18 protein-coding genes are annotated in these 25340 nt (G+C 56.3%); 11 read left to right on the forward strand and 7 right to left on the reverse strand.

Going from position 1 to position 25340, the window contains the following annotated elements; all coding sequences use genetic code 11:
- Positions 1–417 precede the first annotated feature (417 nt).
- Entirely contained in the window at positions 418–3603 is a 3186-nt protein-coding gene (gene ileS / locus PHF39_RS07710) for an isoleucine--tRNA ligase (RefSeq protein WP_300222554.1), read from the reverse strand.
- 239 nt (positions 3604–3842) lie between these two features.
- On the opposite strand from ileS, the gene PHF39_RS07715 reads away from it, so the two are divergent.
- The 7 genes from PHF39_RS07715 (at position 3843) to PHF39_RS07745 (ending at position 10332) form a co-directional block, all read left to right on the forward strand.
- Positions 3843–5279: an aldehyde dehydrogenase family protein gene (locus PHF39_RS07715; RefSeq protein ID WP_300222557.1), complete on the forward strand. Its 1437-nt coding sequence runs from the start codon at positions 3843–3845 to the stop codon at positions 5277–5279.
- Between the two features lie 57 nt (positions 5280–5336).
- On the forward strand, positions 5337–6062 hold the full coding sequence (locus PHF39_RS07720; RefSeq protein WP_300222560.1) for a hypothetical protein: 726 nt from the start codon (positions 5337–5339) through the stop codon (positions 6060–6062).
- Between the two features lie 612 nt (positions 6063–6674).
- Positions 6675–7139, forward strand: coding sequence for a TIGR00725 family protein (locus PHF39_RS07725; protein ID WP_300222563.1), 465 nt, complete (start codon positions 6675–6677; stop codon positions 7137–7139).
- A gap of 26 nt (positions 7140–7165) precedes the next feature.
- Positions 7166–8479 carry a D-aminoacyl-tRNA deacylase gene (locus PHF39_RS07730; protein WP_300222566.1) on the forward strand — a complete coding sequence of 438 codons (1314 nt, stop codon included), beginning with the start codon at positions 7166–7168 and terminating at the stop codon, positions 8477–8479.
- Entirely contained in the window at positions 8476–9567 is a 1092-nt protein-coding gene (gene ftsZ / locus PHF39_RS07735) for a cell division protein FtsZ (protein ID WP_300222569.1), read from the forward strand. The genes PHF39_RS07730 and ftsZ overlap by 4 nt, the downstream gene beginning before the upstream one ends.
- A gap of 6 nt (positions 9568–9573) precedes the next feature.
- A complete protein-coding gene (locus PHF39_RS07740) occupies positions 9574–9783 on the forward strand; it encodes a protein translocase SEC61 complex subunit gamma (RefSeq protein ID WP_300222572.1) in 210 nt (69 codons plus the stop codon).
- 12 nt (positions 9784–9795) lie between these two features.
- Positions 9796–10332: a transcription elongation factor Spt5 gene (locus tag PHF39_RS07745; protein ID WP_300222575.1), complete on the forward strand. Its 537-nt coding sequence runs from the start codon at positions 9796–9798 to the stop codon at positions 10330–10332.
- A gap of 59 nt (positions 10333–10391) precedes the next feature.
- Here the strand turns inward: PHF39_RS07745 and PHF39_RS07750 are convergent, their stop codons facing one another.
- Complete coding sequence (locus PHF39_RS07750; RefSeq protein WP_300222578.1) at positions 10392–13010, reverse strand: PAS domain S-box protein; 2619 nt, start codon at positions 13008–13010, stop codon at positions 10392–10394.
- Positions 13011–13344: 334 nt separating this feature from the next.
- On the opposite strand from PHF39_RS07750, the gene PHF39_RS07755 reads away from it, so the two are divergent.
- Positions 13345–15726: a PAS domain S-box protein gene (locus PHF39_RS07755; protein ID WP_300222581.1), complete on the forward strand. Its 2382-nt coding sequence runs from the start codon at positions 13345–13347 to the stop codon at positions 15724–15726.
- Between the two features lie 43 nt (positions 15727–15769).
- Here the strand turns inward: PHF39_RS07755 and PHF39_RS07760 are convergent, their stop codons facing one another.
- Together PHF39_RS07760 and PHF39_RS07765 are read right to left on the reverse strand one after the other, a co-directional pair.
- On the reverse strand, positions 15770–17587 hold the full coding sequence (locus tag PHF39_RS07760) for a transporter substrate-binding domain-containing protein (protein ID WP_300222583.1): 1818 nt from the start codon (positions 17585–17587) through the stop codon (positions 15770–15772).
- Positions 17588–17789: 202 nt separating this feature from the next.
- Positions 17790–18422, reverse strand: a complete 633-nt coding sequence (locus PHF39_RS07765; RefSeq protein WP_300222586.1) for a class I SAM-dependent methyltransferase — start codon at positions 18420–18422, stop codon at positions 17790–17792.
- A gap of 140 nt (positions 18423–18562) precedes the next feature.
- On the opposite strand from PHF39_RS07765, the gene PHF39_RS07770 reads away from it, so the two are divergent.
- A complete protein-coding gene (locus PHF39_RS07770) occupies positions 18563–19117 on the forward strand; it encodes a GNAT family protein (protein WP_300222589.1) in 555 nt (184 codons plus the stop codon).
- A gap of 53 nt (positions 19118–19170) precedes the next feature.
- Here the strand turns inward: PHF39_RS07770 and PHF39_RS07775 are convergent, their stop codons facing one another.
- Positions 19171–20754: a hypothetical protein gene (locus PHF39_RS07775; protein WP_300222592.1), complete on the reverse strand. Its 1584-nt coding sequence runs from the start codon at positions 20752–20754 to the stop codon at positions 19171–19173.
- 99 nt (positions 20755–20853) lie between these two features.
- Between PHF39_RS07775 and PHF39_RS07780 the strand changes: the two genes are divergently transcribed.
- Entirely contained in the window at positions 20854–22047 is a 1194-nt protein-coding gene (locus PHF39_RS07780; RefSeq protein WP_300222593.1) for a hypothetical protein, read from the forward strand.
- Positions 22048–22266: 219 nt separating this feature from the next.
- On the forward strand, positions 22267–23175 hold the full coding sequence (locus PHF39_RS07785) for a hypothetical protein (RefSeq protein WP_300222595.1): 909 nt from the start codon (positions 22267–22269) through the stop codon (positions 23173–23175).
- A 27-nt stretch (positions 23176–23202) separates the two neighbouring features.
- Here the strand turns inward: PHF39_RS07785 and PHF39_RS07790 are convergent, their stop codons facing one another.
- Positions 23203–23550, reverse strand: a complete 348-nt coding sequence (locus PHF39_RS07790; protein WP_300222597.1) for a DNA-binding protein — start codon at positions 23548–23550, stop codon at positions 23203–23205.
- Positions 23551–23693: 143 nt separating this feature from the next.
- Positions 23694–24242, reverse strand: a complete 549-nt coding sequence (locus PHF39_RS07795; protein ID WP_300222599.1) for a nucleotidyltransferase domain-containing protein — start codon at positions 24240–24242, stop codon at positions 23694–23696.
- Positions 24243–25340: the final 1098 nt, after the last annotated feature.

Consider the following 25340-nt stretch of genomic DNA (forward strand, 5'->3'; position numbering starts at 1 on the left):
TGTATACAACCCGTATCCGCCCACGGGATTTCGAGGATTTCAGGATATAAGGATTATGGGTGGTTTTCTCGTGTTATTGCATGGCATTAGATTCATATAGATTGTTGCTGCGATCCCTAAAATTGTGCCACAAATCAAAATTCTGACTTCAATATGTTCGTTTTCCAAATTAACAAATTATAAGTATAACCACGGTACACTATCACCTATCCACAACATGAGGAGGTGAAAACCTGTTCGACTGGGCCCTGTTCCTTAAGATTGTGATTGCAGTCCTCCAGGCAATCTTACAGAATCTGCCCGCGTAACCCGGCAGCCGCCGGATACGGGGCACGACCTTACTCCTTTTACACACGGACAATACGGGATAAAAAAGGGAAAATACGGGAATACAGGAAGGCAAAAAAGCCGGGAACACTATCCCGACTTCGCAATACCTATCGTCATGGAAACGCCTTCCACATCCCACTCCTTCACTGAAGCGAAACGCGATTCTTCGGGCATTGTCCCGTCTTTACTGAACCCGAATACCTTTGCCCGCACCTCGTCGCCGATCAGGGCGAGCATCTGGTCGGTATGCAGCAGGGCAAGGACACGCTTGTCGCTGACCGAAACCTCGGCAGAGATGGTGTCCTCCACCGCAAGATCGAGCTGCTTTCTCATCTCCTGGATCCGCCGGATCACCTCGCGGGCATAGCCTTCTGCCTCAAGGTCCGGTGTCAGTGCCACGTCCACGTAGACGGTGGCGTCGGTCATCGGCGCCGAGAAGATATCCGCGGGGAGCTTCTCGGTGAAGGTGACATGCTCTGCCCCGATCTCAATGCTGGCAGCGCCGTCTTTGAGGGAGAATTTCCGGCCGGCATCGACCGCTGCCTTGATGGCGTTCCCGTCTGCGGCCTCGATGAGCCCCTTGACCTTGAACGAGTCCTTCCCGAACCCTTTTCCGAGCGCCTTCATGACCGGCTCGGCATGCCAGCCGATCCGCTCCCAGCGGCCTATGACCACGGAGACCTTCCGGGCATTGGCCCGGTCCATGCAGACCGCGTTGAGGCGCTCGATTGCGTCCTTCACCGGCTGGGCACTGGTCACGACCACAACCTCGGCAACCGGCCAGCGGAGTTTCCGTTTTCCGGTCTGCCGGGCATTGGCCTGCGCCTCGTCGAATGAGCGGACGAGCTCGACGGCGTGCTCCAGTTCCCGGTCAATGAGCGTGGATTCCCCTGCATCCCAGTCGAGCATGTGGACGCTCTCCCTGTCGTTCTTACACCGGAGGTTCCCGTAGATCTGCTCGGTGAGGTGCGGGCAGAAGGGGGCAAGGAGTCCCATGAGGCGGCGCATCACGTAGTACATTGTCTCGTACGCAAAGATCTTCTGCTCTGACTCGCCCTCAAGCCACATCCGGGGCCGGACCAGCTGGACATACCAGCGGGAGAGGTCTTCTAAAATAAAGTTGACAAGTTCCCGGGTTGCCCGGTGAAGCTGGCACTCCTTTGTGGCGCTGTCGACCACCGAGGCGATGGTGTTGATCCGCGAGATGATGAACCGGTCCTCGTCCGGCATCCAGCGGATGTGGGCCCGGATAAAGGAGTCGTCCCAAACACCGCCGTTCGTGGCAGGTTCGAATTTATCGAGGATCATGTACGGCAGCGGGAAGCGGTACACGTTCCAGAGGATGTTGACTGCCCGGTTGATGGTGCCGACGCCTTCCCAGTTGAACTTCAGGTCGTCCCAGGGAGCAGAGGAAGAGAGGACGTAAAGCCGGAGCACGTCCACCCCGACTTTTTCAACAACATCGCCGGGGTTCACCACGTTCCCGAGGCTCTTGGACATCTTCTTGCCCTCCGCATCGAGGGCAAAACCATGCATGCAGACGCTCTTGTAGGGAGCCTTGCCGAACGCGATGGTGCTGGCGCCCAGCTGCGAGTAGAACCAGCCCCGGGTCTGGTCCTGCCCCTCGGTGATGAAATCGGCTGGCCAGAGGGCTTCGAACTCCTTTGTCTCTTTCGGGAACCCGAGCGTTGCCCACGACGCTACTGCCGAGTCGAACCAGACATCAAAGATATCCCTGACCCGTTTCATCGTGCCGCCGCAGGAGCACGGGAACGTAACTTCATCAACGTACGGGCGGTGGGGATCGGGCAGCGGCTTCCCACTGAGTTTCTCGAGCTCTGCGATTGTGCCTACGACATGGTACTTGTCACATTTGTCGCAGACCCAGACCGGGATGGGAATACCCCAGTAGCGCTGGCGGGAGATGCACCAGTCGCGGGCTTCCTTGATCCAGTCATAGAACCGGGCAGAGCCCGCCCACTCGGGGTACCAGGTCACCTTCTCCACCTCAGAGAGCATCAGGTCCCGCATCTCGGATGCCTTCAGGAACCACTGCGATGTTGCCCGGAAGATGATCGGGGTTTTGCAGCGCCAGCAGTGGCCATAGCGGTGGGTGACCTTCTCGTGTGCGAGCAGGTGGTCGCCCAGTGCGGTAAGGACATTCTCGTTTGCATCCCGGACAAACTGCCCGGCGAACTGCCCGGCATTGTCCATGAACCTGCCTGCTCCGTCGACCGGGCAGACGATCTGTAATCCCTCTTTCGTCCCGAGCACGAAGTCGTCCCAGCCGTGGCCGGGGGCGATGTGGACCATACCGGTATTTTCCAGGGCAACAAAGTCGGCTGCAACGACCCGGTGCTGGATCTCTTTCTGGAGCGGGACCTGTTCCCGGAGGGGGGACTCGTAGGTCCAGCCAACCAGTTCTGATCCCTTCTTCTTCTCGACAATCGAGAAGTCCTTGTACCGTCCCTTCTTCAGCACGGCCTTGACAAGGGGTTCTGCGATCCAGAGAAGTTCCTCGTTACCGTCCTTCTTTGCCAGCACTTTTGCGTATTCGAACTCTTTTGAGACCGCAACCGCTACGTTTGCCGGCAGGGTCCACGGGGTCGTGGTCCAGATGACGAGGTATTCAGCGGTTTTTCCGGTAAGGGGGAACTTGACGAAGATCGAGGGGTCGCTCTCGTCCCAGTACTCCACTTCGGCGTCCGCGATCGCCGTCTCGCACCGGGGGCACCAGTTCACCACGCGGTGGCCGCGTTCGAGCATGCCCCGCTCCTGTGCCTTTGCAAGCGTCCACCAGGCCGCCTCGATATACTCGGGTTTTACGGTCTGGTACGCGCCAGGGAAGTCCAGCCAGACACCGAGAGCTTCGAACTGGTCGTCCATCAGTTTCTTGTTCTCCACAGCGAACTCCCGGCACTTCTCGATAAACGGCTGGATACCGAACTTCTCGATATCCTTCTTGGATGCAAAACCGAGCTCCTGCTCGACCTTGACCTCGATGGGGAGGCCGTGCATGTCATACCCTGCCCGGTCGATGACGTTTTTGCCATTCATGCGCTGGTAGCGCAGGAGAGAGTCCTTGATGATCTTGTTCCACGCAGTCCCGAGGTGGATGTGCCCCGTTGTGTAGGGCGGGCCGTCGACGAAAAAGAACGGTTTACATGCCGCCCGCTGTTGTTTAACTGCCTTGTAAGTATTGTGGGTGCGCCAGTATTCCTGCACCTCACGCTCGATCTCCTTTGCGCTGAAGTTCGCGGTGACTTCCTTCACTTACAACCCCTCGTGGAATCCCTCGCCCCCGCAGGAGCTGATGGAATATGCGATAGATACGTTTAGTGCCACTGCACAAAGTAGTTTTTCTCCGTTTCTCATCTCCCGTTTTGCTGGTGCATGCTGCGGTGCAGGCTGTACCACGACGCGATGGGTACGGCTTCCTGCCGGCCATTTGCCGATGGTGCTATGTATCTCCTGCTGCCCATATTGGATCAGGAACAACAAGGAGCATCCCGATGGCTGAGACCTACCCGCTCCTCCTGGGAGGAGAGAAGAAGGAATCACAGGAGACCATTCCCGTACGGTTCCCGTACACCGGCGAATTGCACTGCACGGTCAGCCAGGCAACGAACAATGACCTGAAGGCGGCCGTCACCAAGGCCCTATCTGGTTTTGAGAAGACGCGCCGGCTTCCTGTCCATGCCCGGGCGGAGATCCTCCACAATCTCGCAGACGCGATCCACAAGAGGTCCGCAGAATTGATCGATGTCATGGTCATGGAAGGCGGCAAGACAAGGAAGTTTGCCACCACCGAGGTTGTCCGGGCGGAAGTGACGGTCAGGACATCGGCGGAAGAGGCAAAACGGGTCTATGGCGAGGTCATCCCCCTTGACCTGAGCAAGGATACCGAGGGCCGGACCGGGTTCCTCCGGCGCTTCCCGCTTGGGCCGGTAGCAGGGATTGTGCCGTTCAACTTTCCGCTCAACCTGGCCTGCCACAAGCTGGCGCCTGCTATTGCCGCGGGGAATTCCGTCATCCTGAAGCCGGCATCGGCAACTCCCCTGTCGAGCCTGTTCCTCGGGGAGATGGCGCTTGAAGCAGGTGTCCCAAAAGAGGCGGTCAGCGTTGTCCCGTGCACCGGAGCAAGGGCCGAAGCCCTTGCCCGCGACCCCCGTGTCGCATTCCTTTCGTTCACCGGCTCCTGTGCTGTCGGGTGGCACCTGCGGGAGATCGCGGGGAGGAAAAAGGTCGGGCTGGAGATGGGAGGCAATGCTGCCGTGATCGTCCACGAGGACGCAAACCTTCCCTATGCTGCGCAGCGGATCGTGACCGGTGGGTTCACGAATGCCGGCCAGGTCTGCATCTCGGTCCAGAGGGTGCTGGTGCACCGGCCGGTGTACGAGGAGCTCGTGGAGATGGTGGTCTCGGGGACAAAGGCACTGAAGGTAGGAGATCCCCGCGACCCGGCAACGGACGTGGGCCCGATGATCGACCAGCTGAAGGCCGAGGAGGCATACCGGAAAGTGCAGGAGGCGATCCGCCAGGGAGCCCGGGCACTTGTCGGGGGAACGCTTGAAGGGACAATGTTTGCCCCCACGGTTCTTGAGGGGACGACCCCGGCAATGCGGGTGAACTGTGAGGAGGTCTTCGCTCCCGTTATCTCGGTTGTCCCGTATGACGATTTCGATGAGGCGCTCCGGATCGCCAACACCGGCGAGTACGGCCTCCAGGTCGGGATCTTCACCCAGAACCTCAACCGGGCCATGCGGGCCTATGCAGAGATGGACGTGGGCGGGGTTATTGTGAATGACATCCCGACCTTCCGCACCGACCAGATGCCGTATGGCGGGGCCAAAGGATCCGGGCTCGGCAGGGAAGGGCCGCGGTTTGCCATCGAGGAGATGAGCGAACTCCGGCTGATGGTGGTCAACCGGGATGGTGGGATGGAATAAGTTCATTTTCAGAGATTCAAGTCTGAATAGTTTTCGCAATCAAAGAGATGGTAATGCATGGAGTGGATCATAGTCCTAAAAGGAGATGAACATGATTTAGATGACCTTTCAAAAGTATACTATTCCCCAGATTTAACCATAAAAAAGATTCTTGAAAATGATCATTCCTATTACGCCTTGACCTCTACCCAATTTTTACTATCGTTGCCATATGTTTCCGTGAAAGAAATTGCCCAAAATATTGTTAGGGATTTTACTGCAGGTACAATTCTATTGCGAAACTCCAGAAGACCCATTGAAATTGAATATATTACTCAAGTTGATGAAACCGGCAAGAAAGCTGTATTTCTAGAAGCAACAATATCTGCAACTTCTAGTGTGTATGCCAACCTATCTGTTGGTAGACGTGATGGAAGTGTTGAAACGCATAATGCGGCAGAACCGATAGTTCGGTGGCTTTCAATAAAACAAAAGGATAAAAACGTCGCAAAAGTTTTTGAGTACATTAATCACGATTTCGGATCAAGCCAAACACGCTATAAAATCTATGAAATCATTAAAGCGGATGGATTCACACCACTCCAAAAAGATGAAAAATATTGGAAAAAAGCAGAATTATTTCGGCGGAGTATGAATAATCCGTTGTCAAGTGGATTAGATTCGCGGCATGCATTAGATACAGCGCCACCAAAAAAACCTATGACCCTTTCTGAATCTCAAGATTTTATTAAAATGCTTATTCAAGAATGGTTGAATGCGAAAGATAGCAATTCATCCAATTGAATTGTTCATTTGAATCCATTTAATTTATATTGTGACACTCTTGGGGGCTCTGCCCCCTCCGCGTTGGCATCCCCGGTTGCGATTGTACCGTATTACCTGTCCACAAAAAGTCGATTGCTCCCATACAGATAATACCGAGGAATCGCCTGCGCCCCCGCCCCTCGGGGCGGGCTGGCGCAAGGGGGGCGATCATGGTAACAATTCAGGGCAATTTTTTGGGTATCGTGTCAATCAAATCCTGCCAAAAAATGCATGAAAACGCTTCGCATTTTCGAGCAGCCTCCCATGAAAGTCCTGCGGACTTTCACGTTCGTCTTTTTCAAACACGATCACATGGTGTAAGTTAGTGAAGCGATTGTCGGTTAATTAACCGACAAAACTATTCGCTTACCGACAATTTTTTCCTTGTTCCGGCGTGAGTGTTCCGGTCAATCAAGCGGATCGCGATGAAAATTTTTCAGGCAGGATCTGAGGGGGTGATGAAATTTTTTCCATCAGGGTCTGCCAAAATTTTCAACTCATGCAAAAAACCGCATGCAAAAAACCGGGCGGCCATGGATTCCGGCTCCCCAAAAATCCACCTTTATCTTCCGGCAGGACAACTGATCTTCCATGCAGATCGCCGTTGCCGGTGGCGCCGAGGCCTCCCCGGACGAGTACGAAACCGCCCGGGCAGTCGGCCGGCTCATCGCGGAGAACGGGGCGGTGCTCCTCTGCGGCGGGCTCGGGGGCGTGATGGAAGCCGCCTGCCGGGGGGCGCAGGAGAAGGGTGGGACAACGGTGGGGATCATCTCCGGTACCGGTGACGGGAACCCGTATCTTGGTATCGTTGTCCGGACCGGACTTGGCCACGGGCGGAACGTGCTCGTGGCGCAATCGGGGGATGCGTTGATCGCGGTGGGCGGCAGTTACGGGACACTCTCGGAGATTGCGATTGCCTTGAAGACCGGCTGCCCGGTGTTCGGGCTCGCCACGTGGGATATTAAAGGTGTTGTGCCCTGCGGGACACCGGATGAGGCGGTACAGCGGGCGCTCGAAGCGGCACGGAAACGGGTAGCTGCCCGCCTGCACCCTTAATCGTCACTGGCGTCCAAGGGTGGGTAATGAGGATAGCGCTCATCAATTCCCGGCAGGACAAGGCCGGCCTGAACATCCGGCACCACATCGAACGGCTCCTGGACGGCACGGACACAGCCGGACCTGAGAATGGTCACACATACGATTTTTACGACGTGGAAGAGCGCCTTATCCATACATCTTCCGTTGATGCGAAGACTGACTGCGACCTTGTCATCTTCCTCTCCCGCCACTCCAGCGTGAACCCGGTCCCGGTCCTGACCGTCCACGTGACCGGCAACTACCGGGACGCGGAACTGGGCGGCAGCCCCCGGACACTCGCCCCCGCAGCTCCCGCGATGATGCAGGCAACCCTCCGGGCCCTTGCCCGGCACTGCCCGGCCGGCTATCGCGTCTCGTACGAGGTGACTCACCACGGGCCCACGGATCTCGTCCACCCCTCGTTCTTTGTCGAGATCGGGAGCACTGAGAAGGAATGGACCGACCCGGTTGCAGGACGGGCAGTGGCCGAGAGCGTACTCTCCGCTGTTCCGCAGGACCCGGTCCCCCTGATCGGATTTGGCGGCACCCATTACGCGGTCCGCCAGACCGAGATCGCGCTCACGTCCCGGGGAGCGTTCGGACACATTGCCCATACCCGCGAGATCGCTACGCTCGATGAGGCGATGGTACGGTCCATGATGGAGCGGAGCGGGGCAGTTGCCGCCTACATCGACCGGAAAGCCCTCGACAAGGCGGATCTCAACCGGTTGTCCGGGATGCTTGATGCCCTTTCCCTCCCCCGGCTCACCGAGAGCGAGATCACCTCCCTTGGCCATCTCTCGTGGGACACCTACAGTGCAATCCGGAAGATGGCGGGAGCCATCTCGCCCGGTGCCCGGTGCTTCATCCACGCACTTTCCGGCTCGGGCGAACCGGTCCTTGTACGGGCAAATCCGGTTTTGCTGGCCGAAACCGCCAAAACAAACGAGCCGGACCTGTTAAAAAATCTGGACGATCTGCCCGTTGTTCACCTTTCCACGCACGATAACCGCCTGCTTCCCGAATTCATCACCTTTACGGAGAATTCTACGGAAATCATAGATGCTTTAAATACATTGTGCGTAAAAATCATACGTAGAGAAGAGATCACTGCAACGGAGAACGATTGCCTGATCATCACGAAGGTCCGGTTCGACCCCCAAAAAGCGCGCGAACTCGGAGTCCCGCCCGGACCTTCCTACAAAGAGCTGGCAGGGGGCCGGCCGGTAGTTGCTGATGGGAGGACGATCACACCAGAAATGGTGTCCTCCAAAAGTGAGATCCGAGTCCACATCCCGGGGTTGGAGAAGTTTTCATGAGGTCCATTGTTGAAGAGGCACTCACCAAGGCAAGGGACGAAACCGTGTCCCCTGTGCAGAATAACGAAGACCTTGACCAGATTCTTGCGGAGCTCAAGACCGAGATCGCGGTGGTCGGCTGCGGAGGCGGCGGGTCGAACACGATCTCCCGCATGACTGAGGAGGGGATCCACGGCGCCAAGCTCATCGCCATCAACACGGATGCCCAGCACCTGATCCGCACCCGTGCCGACCAGCGCATCCTTGTCGGCCGGCAGCGGACCCGGGGCCTCGGCGCCGGCTCCATCCCGCAGATCGGCGAGGAGGCGGCCCTCGAGAACGAGCAGGAGATCCGTGCCCTCGTCTCCGGCTGCGATATGGTCTTCATCACGGTGGGGCTCGGCGGCGGCACCGGCACCGGTGTTGCGCCGGTTGTTGCCAAGGCTGCCCGGGAGGAAGGGGCCTTAACCATCGCGATCGTCACCCTGCCGTTCGCTGCAGAAGGCTCGATCCGGATGGAGAACGCGGAAGCCGGACTCGAACGCCTCCGGGATGTTGCCGATACCGTCATTGTTGTGCCCAATGACAGGCTGCTCGAAGTGGTCCCCAAGCTCCCCCTCTATGCCGCGTTCAAGGTGGCAGACGAAGTCCTGATGCGTGCGGTCAAGGGCATCACGGAACTGATCACGATGCCGGGTCTCGTCAACCTCGACTTTGCCGATGTCCGCACCGTTATGGAGCGCGGCGGCGTTGCCATGATCGGGATGGGCGAGAGTGATAGCGAAGATAAGGCGGCAGACTCGGTCAAGAAGGCGATCCGCTCCCCGCTCCTTGACGTCGACATCAGCGGTGCCACCGCAGCCCTCGTCAACGTCGTCGGTGGCCCGGACATGACCATGGAAGAGGCTGAGGGGGTTGTCCAGGAAGTCTATGCCCGCGTTGACCCGAACGCCCGGATCATCTGGGGTGCGCAGATCGACCCGGCCATGGAGGACAAGATGCGGACTCTCCTGGTCGTGACTGGAGTACGGTCGCCACAAATATATGGTCGTAATGAGAAGCTTACCCCCAAAGTACAGAAACAGTTTGAGATCGATTTTCTCAAGTGATTCAATATGGAAATCTCCAGGCCAGAAATTAAAACGGACGTCATCCATGAGGAATTGTTCCGCAAGTACCTCAGGGTCTTAAAACTCGCGCGCACCCCCACCCGGGAAGAGTTCACGAAGATCGCCACTGTTGCGGCAGCCGGTATCCTCCTTGTCGGGATGATCGGGTTCATCATATTCGTACTATTCGACCACAAGCTGATGCTGGGATTCTGATCCCCGATGTCTATGACCCAGCCCCAGACTTCCGCCCCCACCGCACCGGATGCTCCGGTTGCCCCGGCAGCTCCTGAGGTCTTCACGAACCGGATCTTCGCCATCAAGACGACCTCCAAGCAGGAGCGGACGGTAGCGGACAATATCTTAAAGGCCATCGACACCAAGGCCACCGACATCAAGGTCACCGCCATCATCGTCCCGAACGAACTGCAGGGATATGTCCTTGTTGAGACCCCCGAGCAGCGGAACCGCATCGAGCAGCTCGTCGAGATGATCGCCCATGCCCGTGTCGTGACGAAGGGCGAGACGAACCTTGCTGAGGTAGGCCACTTCCTCATCCCGAAACCGGTTGTCTCCGGTATCGAGGAAGGCACGATCGTCGAGCTGATCGCCGGCCCGTTCAAGGGAGAGAAGGCCGTAGTCAAGCGCGTGGACTCCGGCAAGGAAGAGATCACGGTTGAGCTCTACGAGAGCGTTGTCCCGATCCCGATCACGGTCCGCGGCGATAATGTCCGCGTGGTCGAGAAGTTCTCCGACCAGCACTAATCCCCCATTTTTTGCAGGTTTTCGGGGCGCCCCCCGCACCCGGATAGAGCAGCCCGCGTTCAGGATGTTCTCCCCTGACGGGCCTGTCGGTTCCCCTGCATCTTTCCTGTAATCCCGCGGGCCGGGACGGACCCGATCTCGGAAGCAGCCTTGACGGCGATGATATCAATGATCTGGCGGGCTGACGGTGGAAGGTCAAGGGGCTCCCGCGTCATGATGGAGATGATGCCGACTGTCTTCCCGTCGGAATTCCGGAGCGGTGTCCCGGCATAACCCCGGATCCCGAACTCCCGCAGGTCCCTGCTTTGCGGGAAGGCCTGTGCCGCGTTGTCGGTGTAGTAGCAGAACCCTTTCGCGGCAGCATCCTCGCACGGTGTCCCTTCCAGGGCATAGCAAAATCCCGTGATCCGTTTCCCATCACGGATCATGGAGAGGACTTCCACATGCTTCCGGTCCGGCAGAATCCTCCCGATCATGACGCAGTCTGCCCGGAGCCAGGCAGCAAGGTTTTCAGTGATCCGGTCCAGCGATTTTGGGCCTGACGTGCCAAGCATGCTTGAGACCATGGTCTGGAACGCGATATCTGCAGCCCTGCGTTCCGTGATGTCCTCAATGGTCGAGATGATATGGGGCTGCCCTCGCATCAGGATGATCCGTGATGAGAAGCGGCAGATCGCACGATCGCCATTCTTCTTCCTGCATTGCATCTCCAGTCCCCGGATCTGCTTCTGCTCTCCCAGCCGGGCTACCATGCCGGCATACGCATCAGGATCGGAAAACAGGTTTAGTTCCGTTGCAGTCCTGCCGATCACCTCCTGCCGGGAGAAGCCGGTACCGTTCAGGAAGGCTTCGTTGATATCTGCGAACCGGCCGTCCTCTGCAGAGACGAGCGTGAGCGGGACGGGATTGTCCTCGAACAGGGTGGAGAACTTCTGCTCCGATTCCCGCAAGTCCTCTTCTGCCAGTTTCCGCCCCGTGATATCCCGGAACGAGATCAGGACAGCCGGAGTTCCCCGGAACGTAATTTTCTTCCCGATACAGGCAACCCATTTCTCGTTCTGTTCCAGGGTAACAATCTTGTAATAGACTTCGTAACTGTCGATCCCGCGCCAGATCTGCTGGAAGTCGCGGGCCGCATTTTCCTGGAAGTCCCTGCTGATGAGATCGAAGATATTGAGCGTCTCCATCATGCTCAGGTCCGGCGGGCATTCGGCAATCTCGAATGCCCTGCGGTTGGCAAACCGTACAATCCCGGAGAAGTCCACGATGATGATCCCTTCACCGGACTGCTCGACCAGGGCCCGGAAGGTCTCCCCGTTCTCGCGCAGCACCTGCTCGTTTATGCGCAGCAGCTCGTTGTTTTTTCGGAGTTCCTGGTCTATTGCCGTCAGTTCACTGTTCGCGGCGTCCAGGTCTTTTGTCTTTTTCAGCAGTTCCTCCTCGATCCTCTTTAATTTGGTCACTTCCGCAGTAACGGTGAGGTGGGCCGAACGGCCGGCGATCGTGACCGGGATCGAAGAGAATATCACATGGATCTTCCTGCCGTCTTTCGATTGCACGGAAAGCGGCACATTCTCAAGCCTGCCAGAGAGCAGGGAATGTGCAACCAGCTTTGCCGTTTCCGCAAGCGAAAGAATGCCCGCTTCCACCGGGTTTTTCCCCAGCAGTTCCTCTTCCGTGTAGCCGCTGACCGCAAGAAAGGCCGGGTTGACTGCCAGGAATTTCTGCTCAGGTGCGCTGTTGATCGCGATCGGGTACGGGCTGTGCTCGAAGATGGTCCGGAACTTGTCCTCGCTCTCCCGTATCACGCTCTCGGCCCGTTTCCGTTCGGTGATGTCAGTTGCGATGCTGACGATAACGTCCCGGTCACCCCACTTCACTACCTTTGCATGGACTTCAAGCGGTATCCGGTGACCGTCCCTGTGGAGGTGTTCCACTTCGAATGACAGTCTCCCTTTCTCTTTGAGGGAGTTCATGTGCCCGGCAATCTTTTGTGCTGACTTTGGGCAGTCAATATCACGGAGGTTAAGCTTTAAGAATTCAGCAGCAGAATACCCGTGAAGTTCCCCGTTCATCGTGTTTGAATAGAAGTGATTCCCAAGAAAGTCCACGACCGTGATGGCCAGCGGGGAATCATTGAGCATATCGGCAAGGAAGGAATTTTCCTCGCGGGCCAGGAGCTCCCCAGTCTGGTCTTCCAGGCGTATGGCAACGCCCTTTGCCCCCCAGCCAAAGACAAGGGGGACGACCCGTATGCAAAAGGCCCGCCACTCCCTGCCGATGGGGATCCACGCATCCACCACCGATTCGCGTCCTGCCAGCGCCTGTTTAACGGGATCACGGATCCGCCCGATGAAACCGGGGCTGATGGCGGTTCCGACGACATCCCGTCCTGCCAGGTCCTCCATCCTGATCCCGAAGGTATGGAGGAACGATTCGCTCGCCTCCCGGACCGTATACGAGTCATCGAGGATCAGGACCGGCCCGGAAGACTTGCTTAAAACCTGGTCGGCCGGCAGTCGTGCGGAGAGGGAGTATATTTTTGCAGGGCCGGACTTCCGCATATTGAGCTGGCCCGAGACAAAGAGGGAGTTGAGGTACTTTGTCGCGGTTGTCCGGCTCAGGTGTGCGGCCCGGGCGATCTCCTCGATGGTCAGCCCATTCGGGGTATCGCGCAACAGGCCGGTGATCGTCCGGTAGTAGTCTTCGTCCAGTTCTCTCCCCCCGCATCACCTGTCAGGAGCCTGCAAAAAGGAAGTGTGCAGAGTAAACAGGTTGCAGTTTTTCTTTGAAATACCTACGGATTGCCTATGGCATACTCCTATTATGGTAATCAAATCTCATAAAGTTTAAATATCTTTTCGACAAGTTTTCATAAACGAGATCGGTTCAGCATTCCGGAAACCAATCCAGTATCTCGCAGAACGATGACGAAACAAAAACCCATGTCGTCATGGCACCATGACAGGCACACGATGAACTGAAGGTTTTTCTCCTACTTTAGGTGTAACCGTGCCGTTACGACGCAACTGCATCTCTATCCTGTACATTGACGACGACCCTTCCCTGCTCGAGGTTGGCAAGGCGTTCCTCGAGCTGAGCGGGCAGTTCACGGTTGCGACAACAGAGCATCCCCTCTCTGTCATGGACCTGTTGAAAGAGAAGGAATACGACTGCATCATCTCCGATTACCAGATGCCCGTCCTTGACGGGATCGGGCTTTTGCAGCTGATCCGTGCACGGTACCCGGAACTGCCCTTCGTCCTTTTTACCGGGAAAGGCCGGGAAGAGGTTGTCATCCAGGCGTTCGATGCGGGTGCAGACTATTATGTCCAGAAGGGGCGGGATGTCCAGTCCCAGTTCCGCGAGCTGAGCCACAAGATCCGGCTTGCCGTTGAGAAACGCTATGCCGACCGTGCGCTTCGGGAGAGCGAGGAGCGGTACCGGAATGTTGTGCAGGACCAGAACGAGTTCATCTGCCGGTTTCTTCCCGACGGGACGTACATCTTTGCCAACAACGCCTTCTGCCGGGCATTCGGGGTTGCAGAAGAGGCGGTGATCAACCGGCGGTTCACGCCCCTGATGCCCGCGGAGGACGCCCGGGCCATCCGGGACCACCTTGCCTCTCTGACGCGGGAGAACCCCCAGGGGACGATCGAGCACCGGATCCATCTCCCTGATGGCACCGTGCGGTGGCACCAGTGGATCGACAGGGCCATCTTCTCGGAGTCCGGGACACTCAATGAGTACCAGTCGGTGGGCCGGGACATCACCGAACAGAAGATTGCCGAGCTGGGCCTGCAAAAGACGCATGATGAACTCCTCAGCGCATTTGAAAAGCTGACCGCAACGGAAGAGGAGCTCCGCTCCAGTTACCTTGACCTTGCTTCCAGCCAGCGTTCGCTTGAAGAACGGGAGCTCATCCTTGACGCCATCATCCAGGCTTCCCCGATCCCGCAGTTCGTGATCGACAAAAACCACCATGTCCTGTACTGGAACCAGGCGCTTGCCGCGTACAGCGGGATTGCGGCGCACGAGATTGTCGGAACGGACCAGCACTGGCGTGCGTTCTACCAGAAAAAGCGCCCGTGCCTTGCAGACCTTCTCGTGGACAGTGCACAGGACCGGATGCCGGAGTGGTACCTCAACCGGCCTGAGAAGTCCCGCCTCATCGAAGGCGCCTGGTCCGCCACGGACTTCTTCCCCCACATGGGCTGGGAGGGCAGGTGGCTCCACTTCACTGCCGGGCTCATACGGGACAGGAACGGTGCTGTCATCGGCGCAGTCGAGACGCTTGAGGATATCACGGGAGAGAAGCGGAAGGAAATGGATCTTGCCCGCGAACACCAGGAACTTGCCGCGTCCTTTGAACAGCTTGCAGCAACAGAAGAGGAGCTGCGGAACAACTATGAGCAACTCGCGCACCTTGAAGCGGAGTTGCGGGAGAGCCGGGAGCTGTACCGTGGCGTTGTCGAAGACCAGACCGAGCTTATCTGCCGGTTCCGTCCCGATGGAACGTCCGTCTTTGTCAACGATGCGTTTTGCCGGTATTTCAACAAGACGCCGGAGGAGATTGTCGGACAGGTCTTCCGGCCCGAGGTATTTATCGATGAACGCAAACAGGTCCGGGATACGCTCCGGGCGCTGACGCCTGACAATCCCGTTGCATCCATGAACCAGCGGACGGTACTTTCGGATGGCACCATCCGCTGGCAGAACTGGGTGGACCGGGCGATCTTTGACAGGAACGGCACCCTGGTCGAGTACCAGTCGGTGGGCCGGGACATCACCGATGTCAAAATGGCGGAGATGAAGCTCCAGAGGAAAAACGAGATGCTGCATGCCGCCTATGGGCAGCTGGCTGCCTCCGAGGAGGAGCTCCGGGCAAGTTTTTCAGAACTCGAGGAGAGCCGGCAGCGGATCCGGGAGAGCGAGGAGCGGTACCGGGCGGTAGTCGAGGGCCAGACGGAGCTCATCTGCCGGTTCCGCCCGGACGGGACATTTGTCTTTGTCAACGAAGCCTATTGCCGGTACCTGAAGCGATCCCGCGAGGAGATTTTGGGCCGCGCGATCCAGCCGGAACTCCCTGCGGAGGAACGCGAGCGCCTGTCACGCCATTTTAAGGGGCTGACGCCGGAACACCCGGTCGGGCGGATCGATCACCAGACCATCCTTCCGAACGGGGCGATCACCTGGCAAAGCTGGGTCGATCACGCGATCTATGATGAGAACGGAAGGCTGGTGGAATACCAGTCAGTGGGTCGGGACATCAGCGATTACAAAGAGGCGGTCCGGGAACTCCGCGAGAGCGAGAAAAGATACCGGGAGCAGGTGGCGGAGCCCGGAATACATAACGGGAACGGGCACCCTGTGGATCAGCGGAAGGGAGAATGAGCGGGGGCCGCCCCGGGCAGGCAAGGGCCGTTCGCAAGGCAGGTCATGTCTGGCCGCCCTTCCGGTACCGGCTCTCCGGAACAACAATCTCGAACCGGGTCCCGTTGCCCGGCACCCCGGTCTCCCGGATGGTGATGCCCGAAATCGAGAGGATCTCGCGGGCAAGGAAGAGGCCGCTGCCGCCTTTCGTCGCCTTGTAGTCCCGGCTGAATATCTTCTCCTTGGCGGCATCCGGGATGCCGGGACCATTGTCCTCGATCGTGATGGTGAGTTTTGCGGCTTCCTCGCGGGACCTGATCCTGACCTCCGTTGCGCCTTTTCCATGGTGAAGGACGTTCTCCATCAGGATGAAGAAGACATCCTCGAGAAGCGGATCGGCAAAGATCTCCAGTTCGTCAAGCTCCGTTACCCGGGAGATTCCGGAAAAGTCCAGGTGGGAGAGGGCATTGAGTAAGACAAACTTCACGTTCTGCCACCGGGGCGGGTTGATTCCCAGGTCCTGGTATTTCTTTGCTGCCTCCATGGCATGCCGGACCGAGTGGAGGATCTCCTCGCTTTTACCAAGGTAGGTCCCCACTCTCTCTCCCGCGGGACCCTGCCGGGCAAGCGAGAGATATCCCTCAAGGGAGAAGGCCGCGTTCCTCAGGTCTTCGAAAGTGAGGGCGTTTAAAGAAACCAGTTTCTCGCGTGCCTGCGTGAGTGCCTGTTCGCTCCGGCTCAGTTCCTCGTATTTCTCCCGGAGTTCTTCTTCAGTCGCGGTGAGCTGGGCGTATGCGGCATTGATCTCCTGGTAGTTTCCCCGCAGTTTTTCCTCAGTTGCCGTCAGCTGCTCGTAGGCAGAACCAAGTTCCCGGTTCTTTGTTACGAGCGCCTCCTCAGCCCGCTTGCGGCTTTTCACCTCTGCCTGCAGGTTCTCGTTCTGTTTTGAGAGTTCGGCCGTCTTCCTGCGGACTTCCCGCCGGAGTATAGCATTCATGAACACAAAAAGGCCGGCAAGGCCGGCGACTGCTGCAAGGCCCCAAAGGATCCAGGCCGGGATAACCTCGCTCGTCCCTTTCATGCCAAACCACTTCTGCATGCTGCTGCTGTACGGGGAAGAAGGATTGGCTTTTCCTTCGGCAAGGTAGCGATCGATGGCAGTAAGTATATCCTTGTTCGTCCCTTCCGGCACGGCAAAGACCAGCGATGACGGATTGAACATCACGGTGGTCTCGGCAAGGCCGTACTTATTGGCAGATTGTTCAGTAGCAAGGCTGAAGCCCACCATGGCATCCGTCTCTCCTGCTGCGGTTGTGGCAAAGGTCTCATCGAGCGTATCTTTTTCAAGGTACGTTGCATTGATGTCGAACTTCTTTGCATAATCCCTGAACTCGATCGCATTGATGTCTCCCTTGAGCACTGCGATTCGCTTCCCTTCGAGGTCAAGGATGGTATGGATCCCGGATTCGGGCCGGGCATAGACCTGCGACCAGGCAGAGAGTACAGGCTCGCGGTTGAAATCATAGAACACCTGGCGTTCCGGTGTTTCGGCTACTCCCATCATGAGATCGATCTCGCCTTCAGCCAGGCGGGCCCAGCTCTCCTGGAGCGATCCCTTCACCCAGATGATGTGCCAGCCCTCCTTCCCTGCTATGTCCTGAATAATCTCGACAAACAATCCCGCCGGCTGTCCCTGGTCATCAGTGAATACGGACGGCCTGAGCTCGGGGAGCGCCACCCTGACATCGCGTGCGGTGGCGACAGGTACAACGAGCTGGCAGAAGAGCAGGATCACTGCCGATAGCACGAACGCCTGTTTCAGCACGCGGGCCGTCCTGAGATTGGGCAGGGGCCGCATTGTTGTACGGGGACCGGTCAGCACACGTTTACCCTCGCGGGTGCATTATTGCACACGCTGATTGCTGTGAGGTGGCCCGCAATCTTTAAAACTCTTTTGGGGCGCCTTGCATGTATGCTACCACCTGAAGGAAAAGGATTCCGGCCTGTCCGGGAGACGATGTACCCTCATTTTTCCGGGAAATGCATGGCAGAATGAGGCCGGGCTCCTGGCAGGGATGAATACCTTATTTTCGTTGTGCCAGCAGGCAGATCATGCTGTGCGGGCCGTATTTGCCGGCAATTTCCCGGGTCGCCAGTTCGCGTATGGTAAACTGTGGTGCAACGAGATCGCGGATCTCATCCTCGGACGAGAAGTAGAGCGTTGTCCCGATTCCTGTTTCGCGGTATTTCCCGGTACCGCCAAACCCACCATCGCTCTCGGCAAAACAGGCCGAGAAGTACGTTGCCCCCGGCCTCAGTAACCGGTAAACATTGTTGATGTACGTCTCGCGGTCTTCAGGGTAAATATGGTGCAGGAGTTCCCAGTCAAAGGCGAACTCAAAGGTTCCTTTCACTTCGTGGACATCCCCGAGGACATCGGCGACGATGAACCGGCACAGGGCGCCCCGCTGCATTGCCTGGTTCCGGGCAAGGGCGATTGCCGTTTTCGAACTGTCGACCCCGATGATATCAAAGCCCATCGCTGACAGGCAGATCGTGTAATTTCCTGTCCCGCACCCGAGGTCAATACTCCGGCAGGGGGCAACCTTCTCCTCTTCAAGAAGACGCGTAATCGGTTCGGGCAGCGCCTCACAGATCCACGGGATCTTCTCAAGCGGCATGGTCCGGTAGATTTTGTCGATGTCGGGATAGTTCATGTGCGGTTTCCTGACAAGTATCGACTGACGGGATGCATCAAGGTTTCGCTGTCAGCATGGGCAGTCCGCTAACGACTCTTCACAAGATGTTTTTAATCCTGCACCTAACACTTCCGGGAACAGCGCCGGAACCGATCGTTATGGTCTTCTCTCTTGCAACAGAGCGGCTCGTCCTCGATGACCTCACCCTTGAGGACCTGCCGCATATCCGCCGCATTGGCAATGATCGCGAGCTGATGCGGTACGTGCTCATCTGGCTCGACACCGATGAGCAGATCAGGCTGTTCCTGCAGCACGCGATCGATGAGGCGGAAAAAATACAAGGCCGGCGCGATTACACTCTTGCGGCACGGGACCGGAGAACGCGGGAGTTTATCGGCCTGACCTTTATCGAGATAGACCCGGCGCAGGAAAGCACCGCTGAGGTGGGAATCGTCCTCCTTCCGGCGTTTTGCCGGAACGGGTACGGCTCGGAAATCCTGCGGACATATCTCCGGTTCGGGTTTGGGACGCTCGGGATGCACCGGGTGTTCGGGAAATGCGACGAGCAGAACCTCCCATCCGCCCGGCTGATGGAGCGGTGCGGGCTTGTGTACGAGGGCACGATCCGCGAGCATGTCTGGCTTCGCGACCACTGGCGCTCGACGCGGTATTACGGGATGGTGGCGGGGGAGTATGCGGCCGGGAGAGCCTGATCCGGAAATTACCTACACTCTTTTGCCAAATGAGTGGACGGCGATTTCTTGTACTACTCTCCTGCCTGTGATATTACCCTGAGGGTAAACGGTGCATATTCGCTCCCCCCATGGGGTGTCTGTGTGACTGCGCTGAAACAGTAATCGCCGGGTTGTACGGTGGGATCAACCGTAAACGCCATGTCTGGCAGAAAACTGGCAAAGCTCCTGACCGTGAAGTTCGCCGGGGTGACGGTTGCGTGGATCCCTGCAGGCCATGGGGGGCGTTCATCCTGCCTGAGCGGGCGGTGGTCCGGGTGGCAGGGTGCCGGAATAAGGGAGAGCGTTGCCGTTCCGGTATCGAGCTCCCCCGTCCGGATGGCGAACGGGGCATGGCCGGACCCGCCCTGTGGGATCACGAGCACATCCTGGCAGTAGCCCCCACCGGTCTGGTAGAAGTGCCACAGACCTGCGCCACTCATCGGGCTCCCGTCATCGAGGGCTAAGCGGACCCAGTCGTCTGTAATCGCATCCGGTGCCCCCTCAACATCGGCATGGATATGGATCCAGAAGTTCTCGTGAAGTTTTATGCCGGGCTTCACCCGTGCAGTTAGCTCCGCTTCGTATACACGATTCGGTTCTGCACTATACTCCCCGGGTTCGATACCGATGCTGACGTTTCCCCCTGTTGACAATGGTTCGGTACTGTATAGTCCGCTGACCCGGGAGACTGTATACCTGACCGTACCTTTGCTCATGTTCCGTGAATAGTATGTATAATTGATTGATTGCCAGGGGTCGGGATTGGGAACGCTCTTGGATCCCTGGTAATCGAGCATGCCCACCAGCAGGTAGTCCCCGCTGAATCCACCGACAGGTTCTGTCAGCAGGGCCTCTGTGCAATCAAGGCAGCCGGGCTTCAGTGCAGGTGAGAGCTTGCGGGGATCGTACTGGTCCGTGTTTGAGATGCCGGAGCCTGATCCGCACTGGACTTCGGTCTCCTGCGGGACGCTGAAGATAAAATGGCTGTCCGGAATTCCGGTATTTACTTCAATCGTATCGTACCGGATAATCCGGCTCACCTTGTCTGAAGGGTAATACGTTGAGATGTTCCATGCAAGGCCGGTCCCGGGATCGACCCAGGCCTGTATCCTGGAGGTTACATACCCTGAGTACTCTGCTGACCATGGTTCCGTCACGATCTCGATACCATAAAGCGTACGGCCGTTCTCCGTCATAGTCCCGATAACAGTGTAATTCCCGGACTTTATAATCCGCTGCACCATGTCCTGGTAATCATATCCGTTGAGAAATTTCCGGTCAGGATGGATTTGGTACTTCTTCTCCACCGGGTTGTAATCGATGGCCATTGTCCGGTTAACGAAATACTGTGTTCCTGACGGGGGGCTCCCGGATTCGATGAACTCCATCCGTATGCTGCCGGGAGCTTTCCACTCATACCTGACTCTTCCGTCCGGTTTTATCATATGGTATTCCGAACGGTAATCCTGGATCTTCTCCGCATTCGTAAGAAAGGTTGTCTGGAGATCAACCGGTCTGGGATTTGTTTCCGGGCCGGTCGTACAGCCCGGAATTGTTACGCAGATAACAATGAAGAAAAAAACTAACGGGATGAATGGCGGAAGATGCGAAACCATAAAGTATATATTAATTTATATTTAATATGGTTTGTGTTGCCGCTTTCTGGGCATCGTCCGGGCCGGGAAGGAGTATGATGATTACGGGAAGGTAAAGGATTGGAAAGAAAACCTCACCGGACACCAGCCAGGAGATGGCTCTCCGCGATCCTCATCGGTATTGCGTGCGGGGTTGCGGCGTACCTGTTCATTGTCAATTTCACGACAGCATTCTCTACAGCGCAGTGCGGGCTCCCGCCCACGGATATCCAGGTCATGAAGCTTGGGCCGGATGGTACCGTGCAATGGAAGAGCCGGATCGACAGTGGCGAAGACGACCCGGCCTACGAGATCGTCCCTGTTCCCGATGGCGGGTATGTCCTTTCAGGACGAAACGATTTCCGGATCCACCTTCCGGCAGCCCGGCTCATCCAGCTCAACAGCAGCGGAGGTGTGGTATGGGACCGGTCCTACCCGGAGTACCAAGGGGCGTTCCACGGTCTCTTCCCGGGCCCGGCCGGAGGGGTTGTAACCGGGGCGATCTCTCCCGGGAAAATCCTTGTCCTGGATGCGGACGGGAATGTCAGCCGTGAAATACCCTTTGCAGGCTATGAGTACTCCTCGATCATTGCACCCGATACCGATGGCGGGTACTTTGTGCTGGCAGAGAATTTCAGCCGGAGAGACTCCTCGCTTAAGAGCCTTGGTCCCGATGGCCGGGAACGCTGGAGTCGCGATGCCCTCCCTCTTATCGCTCTTCACGAACGTTCGATCCTCTCGGTATCCGATGGCGGCTGCCTTGTCGCGGGATACGCGGATGATGTGCAGGAACTCAATTACTTCCGGTTCGATAGCAGCGGCAGGGTCGTGTGGAATGCAATGCTCGGGAAATCGTGGGACAACCGGCCAATCCTGATGGCCGAGATCCGGCCGGGAACGTTCGAGATCCTGTACGAATCGGCCCGGCAGTCCGGTCCGCCTCCAATAAATATCCTGGAGACATTTTCCGCAACGTTCGATGACAACGGTACGCTCGTGCAGCAGTGGATGCCAGACATTTCCCCGCCAATAACAAAGACTCCCGGGCAGGATTACCTTGCTGTCCGGTTCCGCGAGAAAGATGCCGGATCGTCGTACGGCTACGGCACCCCGCACCTTATCGTGAGGATGAGGGAAGACGGGATGTTTGTGTGGCAGACACCGGTCCCTTCCGACTGGCGTGCGGTCATCCGGATCGTCCCGACCCGTGACGGGGGTTGCGTGGTCCTGGGATCCAGTATCCAGAAGTCAGGGTTGTTCTCCTGCTCCGGGTGAGGGCGGTTGTTTACTGGGAAATGATCTTCGGGGGTCTGTCCCACTGCTATGAAAATCTGGCAAACGAGTCATGATGATTGGAAATCTCCCGTTCAGGCCAGGACACTATCTCAATCCCCGCCATCACGATAAGGAAAAATTTTTCAGGGACCGTTTGAAAAAATTAAATAAATATTTTTTTCAATCAATAATTTCAAAGAGTTTTTCCGGCTGGATTCTATGGAACGTATGAAAATCGCGATTGCATTGATCTTTATTGTCATAGCAGGCATTCTTGTTGCCGGCTGCACCCAGTCCTCTTCTGCACCGGGTATTCCAACCGGAACAACGGCTGCACCCACCACACCAGCTGCCACTCTTACAGTACCTCCCCTCACCATAACTCAGGTGCCAGACCAGATGTCAATGGACTGTAACCAGACCTCTCCTTCAGGTAACGGAAAACCATTCATCACGATCGATCCCGTCCCGCACCAATATATTGGAGAATCCATCAGGTTCGGCGGGACAACAAACCTGCAGCCGGGAGAGTCACTCGTGACTGCGGTTTATTCAGGAGAATTCGCCCCATGCCCGAAATCGGCCGGAAATTGCAGGGGTAACGTGACTCCCTGCTGCGGCGGATACAGCGCTACCGTGTCGGTTCTCCCAGGTCCGTGTGGCATTGATACCTGGTCATGGGAGGTGAATACATCTGAGCATGGCTTCCGGCCGGATGGATTGTACATTATTTCTGCAATCGGGAGGAATGGTGCCGTGGAGAATTACAGTTTTTTTACTGTCAGCGGCATTCCACAACCCAACCTCACACTCAACCTTCCTGAGAATGATTCGGATGGATATGCTCTCCTTCTGTCGGGGCAGGTGAACACCGGGAATGGACCCGATGAACAACTCATCCTTATGATCTCTACAGATTCTGGCAGGAGAGCAAGCTACATGATTCCTGTTTTTCATAATGAAACCGGGTATTACTGGCACTTTTCCCTGAAAAAGTCCGACATCGTCCCGTACAATTTCCTCACGGTCACTGTGAGCCCGGAAACCCGCCCGGCGATAAGCATTGAGCGGACCTTCCTGTATAACAACGAACCACCATTTTTCCCGTATAATCCGTACAGCCCCTGATATCCACGATCTCCCGGACTGCCGCAATCAGATCATTGTGGTGAATTTTTTCCGGAACTGATCGATGTCCCGGGATGTCAACCGGTCCGTGAAATCGCGGAGGTCTGCATTGAATGTCTCTGCGGTACGGATCAGCGTAACCACTTCTTTTCGGACTGGCGTGGATGTTACGTAGTATTGTTTATCGATCCGCTCGCGTTTTGCGTCTTCAATTTCTGAATTGTCCCTGCCAAAAATTTCCATAAGCAGGACGATTGCCGCTGTGTGGTTCTCGCACTTGATACCGCTTGCAAAGAGCAGCGCCATGACCGAATAGTACATGCTGTAATAGGCCATTGACACGGACTGCTCGAAGAGATCGTTGTCAGGGAGCAACCGTGCCGAGACAGCTCTCCGCTTTATTCAGGTACGCGGCTTTCATCTCGTTGCTGGGAGATACCAGATGAAGTACTCCCTCTTTGTGCAGTTTTTATAAGAAATGCATTCCGCGACAACAGTGTCTCCTGCCAGAATCTGGTTCAGACCCTGAACCGGCCTGTCCTTTCAAAATATAATTCAATGCCCCGGATAATAATATGGTCTTTTATTATCTCGCGGACAAGCAGGTCGTCTGTGTCAAACCGGCCGATCTTTACGCTAAGCAGGGAATGTTTGTGTTCAAGCTGTTTTTTTCTGACCGGATCAGCGGTTTCAAGAAAAATGTCAATGTCGCTTTCTTTTGCTGCAAGACCTTTGGCATAACTCCCGAAGAGGAGGGCGAGCGAAATGTCCGGCATCTCGTGGATCGCATCAAAAATTTCCCGCAGGACCAGGTACCTGCTGACAGCCATGGACTGTCTGTACAGCTCGGCAATCATGGCCGCATTCCGGCCTTCGATGCTCCGCTTGATCGTGTATGTTTTGTTCTTTCCCTCAATCCGGAAATCAACGACATTTTCCGTTTCGAGATCCCGGAGTTTCCGCAGGACCGTGACATGGTTGGCCGCGAGTTTTTCCGCTATTGCCCGGGCGTGGAGATCCTCTTTTAAGAGAAGTACAATGATCTCGTTGGTTAAATTTTGTTCCACATGGTTCATTTTTGAACCAATAAACGATAAGGGTTGCGGTAGCGGGATACCAGGGATCCTGGGACCGGTATCCGGCTGCCCCTTGGGGGTGTTATCCCACTCCCTGAATCCGGGCCTTGTACGGCCCCGGATTACCCTCCCGGAGGGTCGTTTTCCGGAATTATCTGCAAAAACGGGTGCACTTTTGCTCAGGATTTCCAGATTCCTGCGTATATCCGTTTTTACGCAAATCGGACGAAAATGCGGGCATAAAATCAAACGCTAATGTACGCTTTTGGCGAGCAAAAATCCGAGCTAATCGATCTGATCATTGGAAGAAGGGGAAAAACCCTGCCGGACGATTTCTATGGGCGTCTTTTTTCCGGGTGACTTTTCTCGAAGTTTCAGATTTATGGTCTTGTGCGATCTGAAGGAAGATCGGCCGCTGTATTAGTGCTCAATACGGTTTTTTCCGGGCATAGTTTACCCTGTTTTAAGGCAATCAGAACTCATTCTGAACGAATCCTAAAAGAATAGTGTCGTTTTTTCACGTTATAGTGTTGGCTGGGCCGGCCGGAGGGGTAAACGGAGGCGAAAATGGCGCCGGATTGGGGGCATGCTTGTGGGTTACATTCCCAATCTCTATGTGATGACGCTCCAGGGGCTTCACCCATCGAAGATGTTCTGATGAACATCTTCTCATCCTCGAGGTTCTAACGAACTTCCCGGACCCCTCTGCTGTGGCGCCCCGGTTGCGATGACGCCGTATTACCTGTCCGGGAGTCTCTCAATTTTTCTTAACGGGTAATACGGAGGCATCGCCTGGGCCCCCGAGTTGAAGAACGCTGTTGCCTTCTTCTCCTGCGTCAGGTCTGAAGACCTTCAGCACCCCCATTGAGCAGGGCTGGCGCAAGGGGGCAAATAATTGTAAGAATTAACTGAACAATCCGAAGCAATCGAAAAATTTTTTGTATATTTTTTACTAAAATTAATTTTTACTAAAATTAAATTTTTTTTTTCAGAACTCTGAAAATATCTCCAACACTTTCGATATAGAAAATTTTTAAGAAGGCGCATCATCAGAACATTCAAACAACAATTGTCGATAAGCAGAACACA

Source organism: Methanoregula sp., from assembly GCF_028712425.1.
In the GTDB taxonomy this organism is placed as follows: Archaea; Halobacteriota; Methanomicrobia; order Methanomicrobiales; family Methanospirillaceae; genus Methanoregula.

Bases quoted from the DNA above. Each gene is read 5' to 3' on its own strand.
- ftsZ (WP_300222569.1), top strand. From the start codon at position 8,476: ATGAGGTCCATTGTTGAAGAGGCACTCACCAAGGCAAGGGACGAAACC.
- PHF39_RS07745 (WP_300222575.1), top strand. From the start codon at position 9,796: ATGACCCAGCCCCAGACTTCCGCCCCCACCGCACCGGATGCTCCGGTT.
- PHF39_RS07730 (WP_300222566.1), top strand. From the start codon at position 7,166: ATGAGGATAGCGCTCATCAATTCCCGGCAGGACAAGGCCGGCCTGAAC.
- PHF39_RS07770 (WP_300222589.1), top strand. From the start codon at position 18,563: ATGGTCTTCTCTCTTGCAACAGAGCGGCTCGTCCTCGATGACCTCACC.
- PHF39_RS07785 (WP_300222595.1), top strand. From the start codon at position 22,267: ATGGAACGTATGAAAATCGCGATTGCATTGATCTTTATTGTCATAGCA.
- PHF39_RS07725 (WP_300222563.1), top strand. From the start codon at position 6,675: ATGCAGATCGCCGTTGCCGGTGGCGCCGAGGCCTCCCCGGACGAGTAC.
- PHF39_RS07740 (WP_300222572.1), top strand. From the start codon at position 9,574: ATGGAAATCTCCAGGCCAGAAATTAAAACGGACGTCATCCATGAGGAA.
- PHF39_RS07720 (WP_300222560.1), top strand. From the start codon at position 5,337: ATGGAGTGGATCATAGTCCTAAAAGGAGATGAACATGATTTAGATGAC.
- PHF39_RS07715 (WP_300222557.1), top strand. From the start codon at position 3,843: ATGGCTGAGACCTACCCGCTCCTCCTGGGAGGAGAGAAGAAGGAATCA.
- PHF39_RS07775 (WP_300222592.1), bottom strand. From the start codon at position 20,754: ATGGTTTCGCATCTTCCGCCATTCATCCCGTTAGTTTTTTTCTTCATT.
- PHF39_RS07765 (WP_300222586.1), bottom strand. From the start codon at position 18,422: ATGAACTATCCCGACATCGACAAAATCTACCGGACCATGCCGCTTGAG.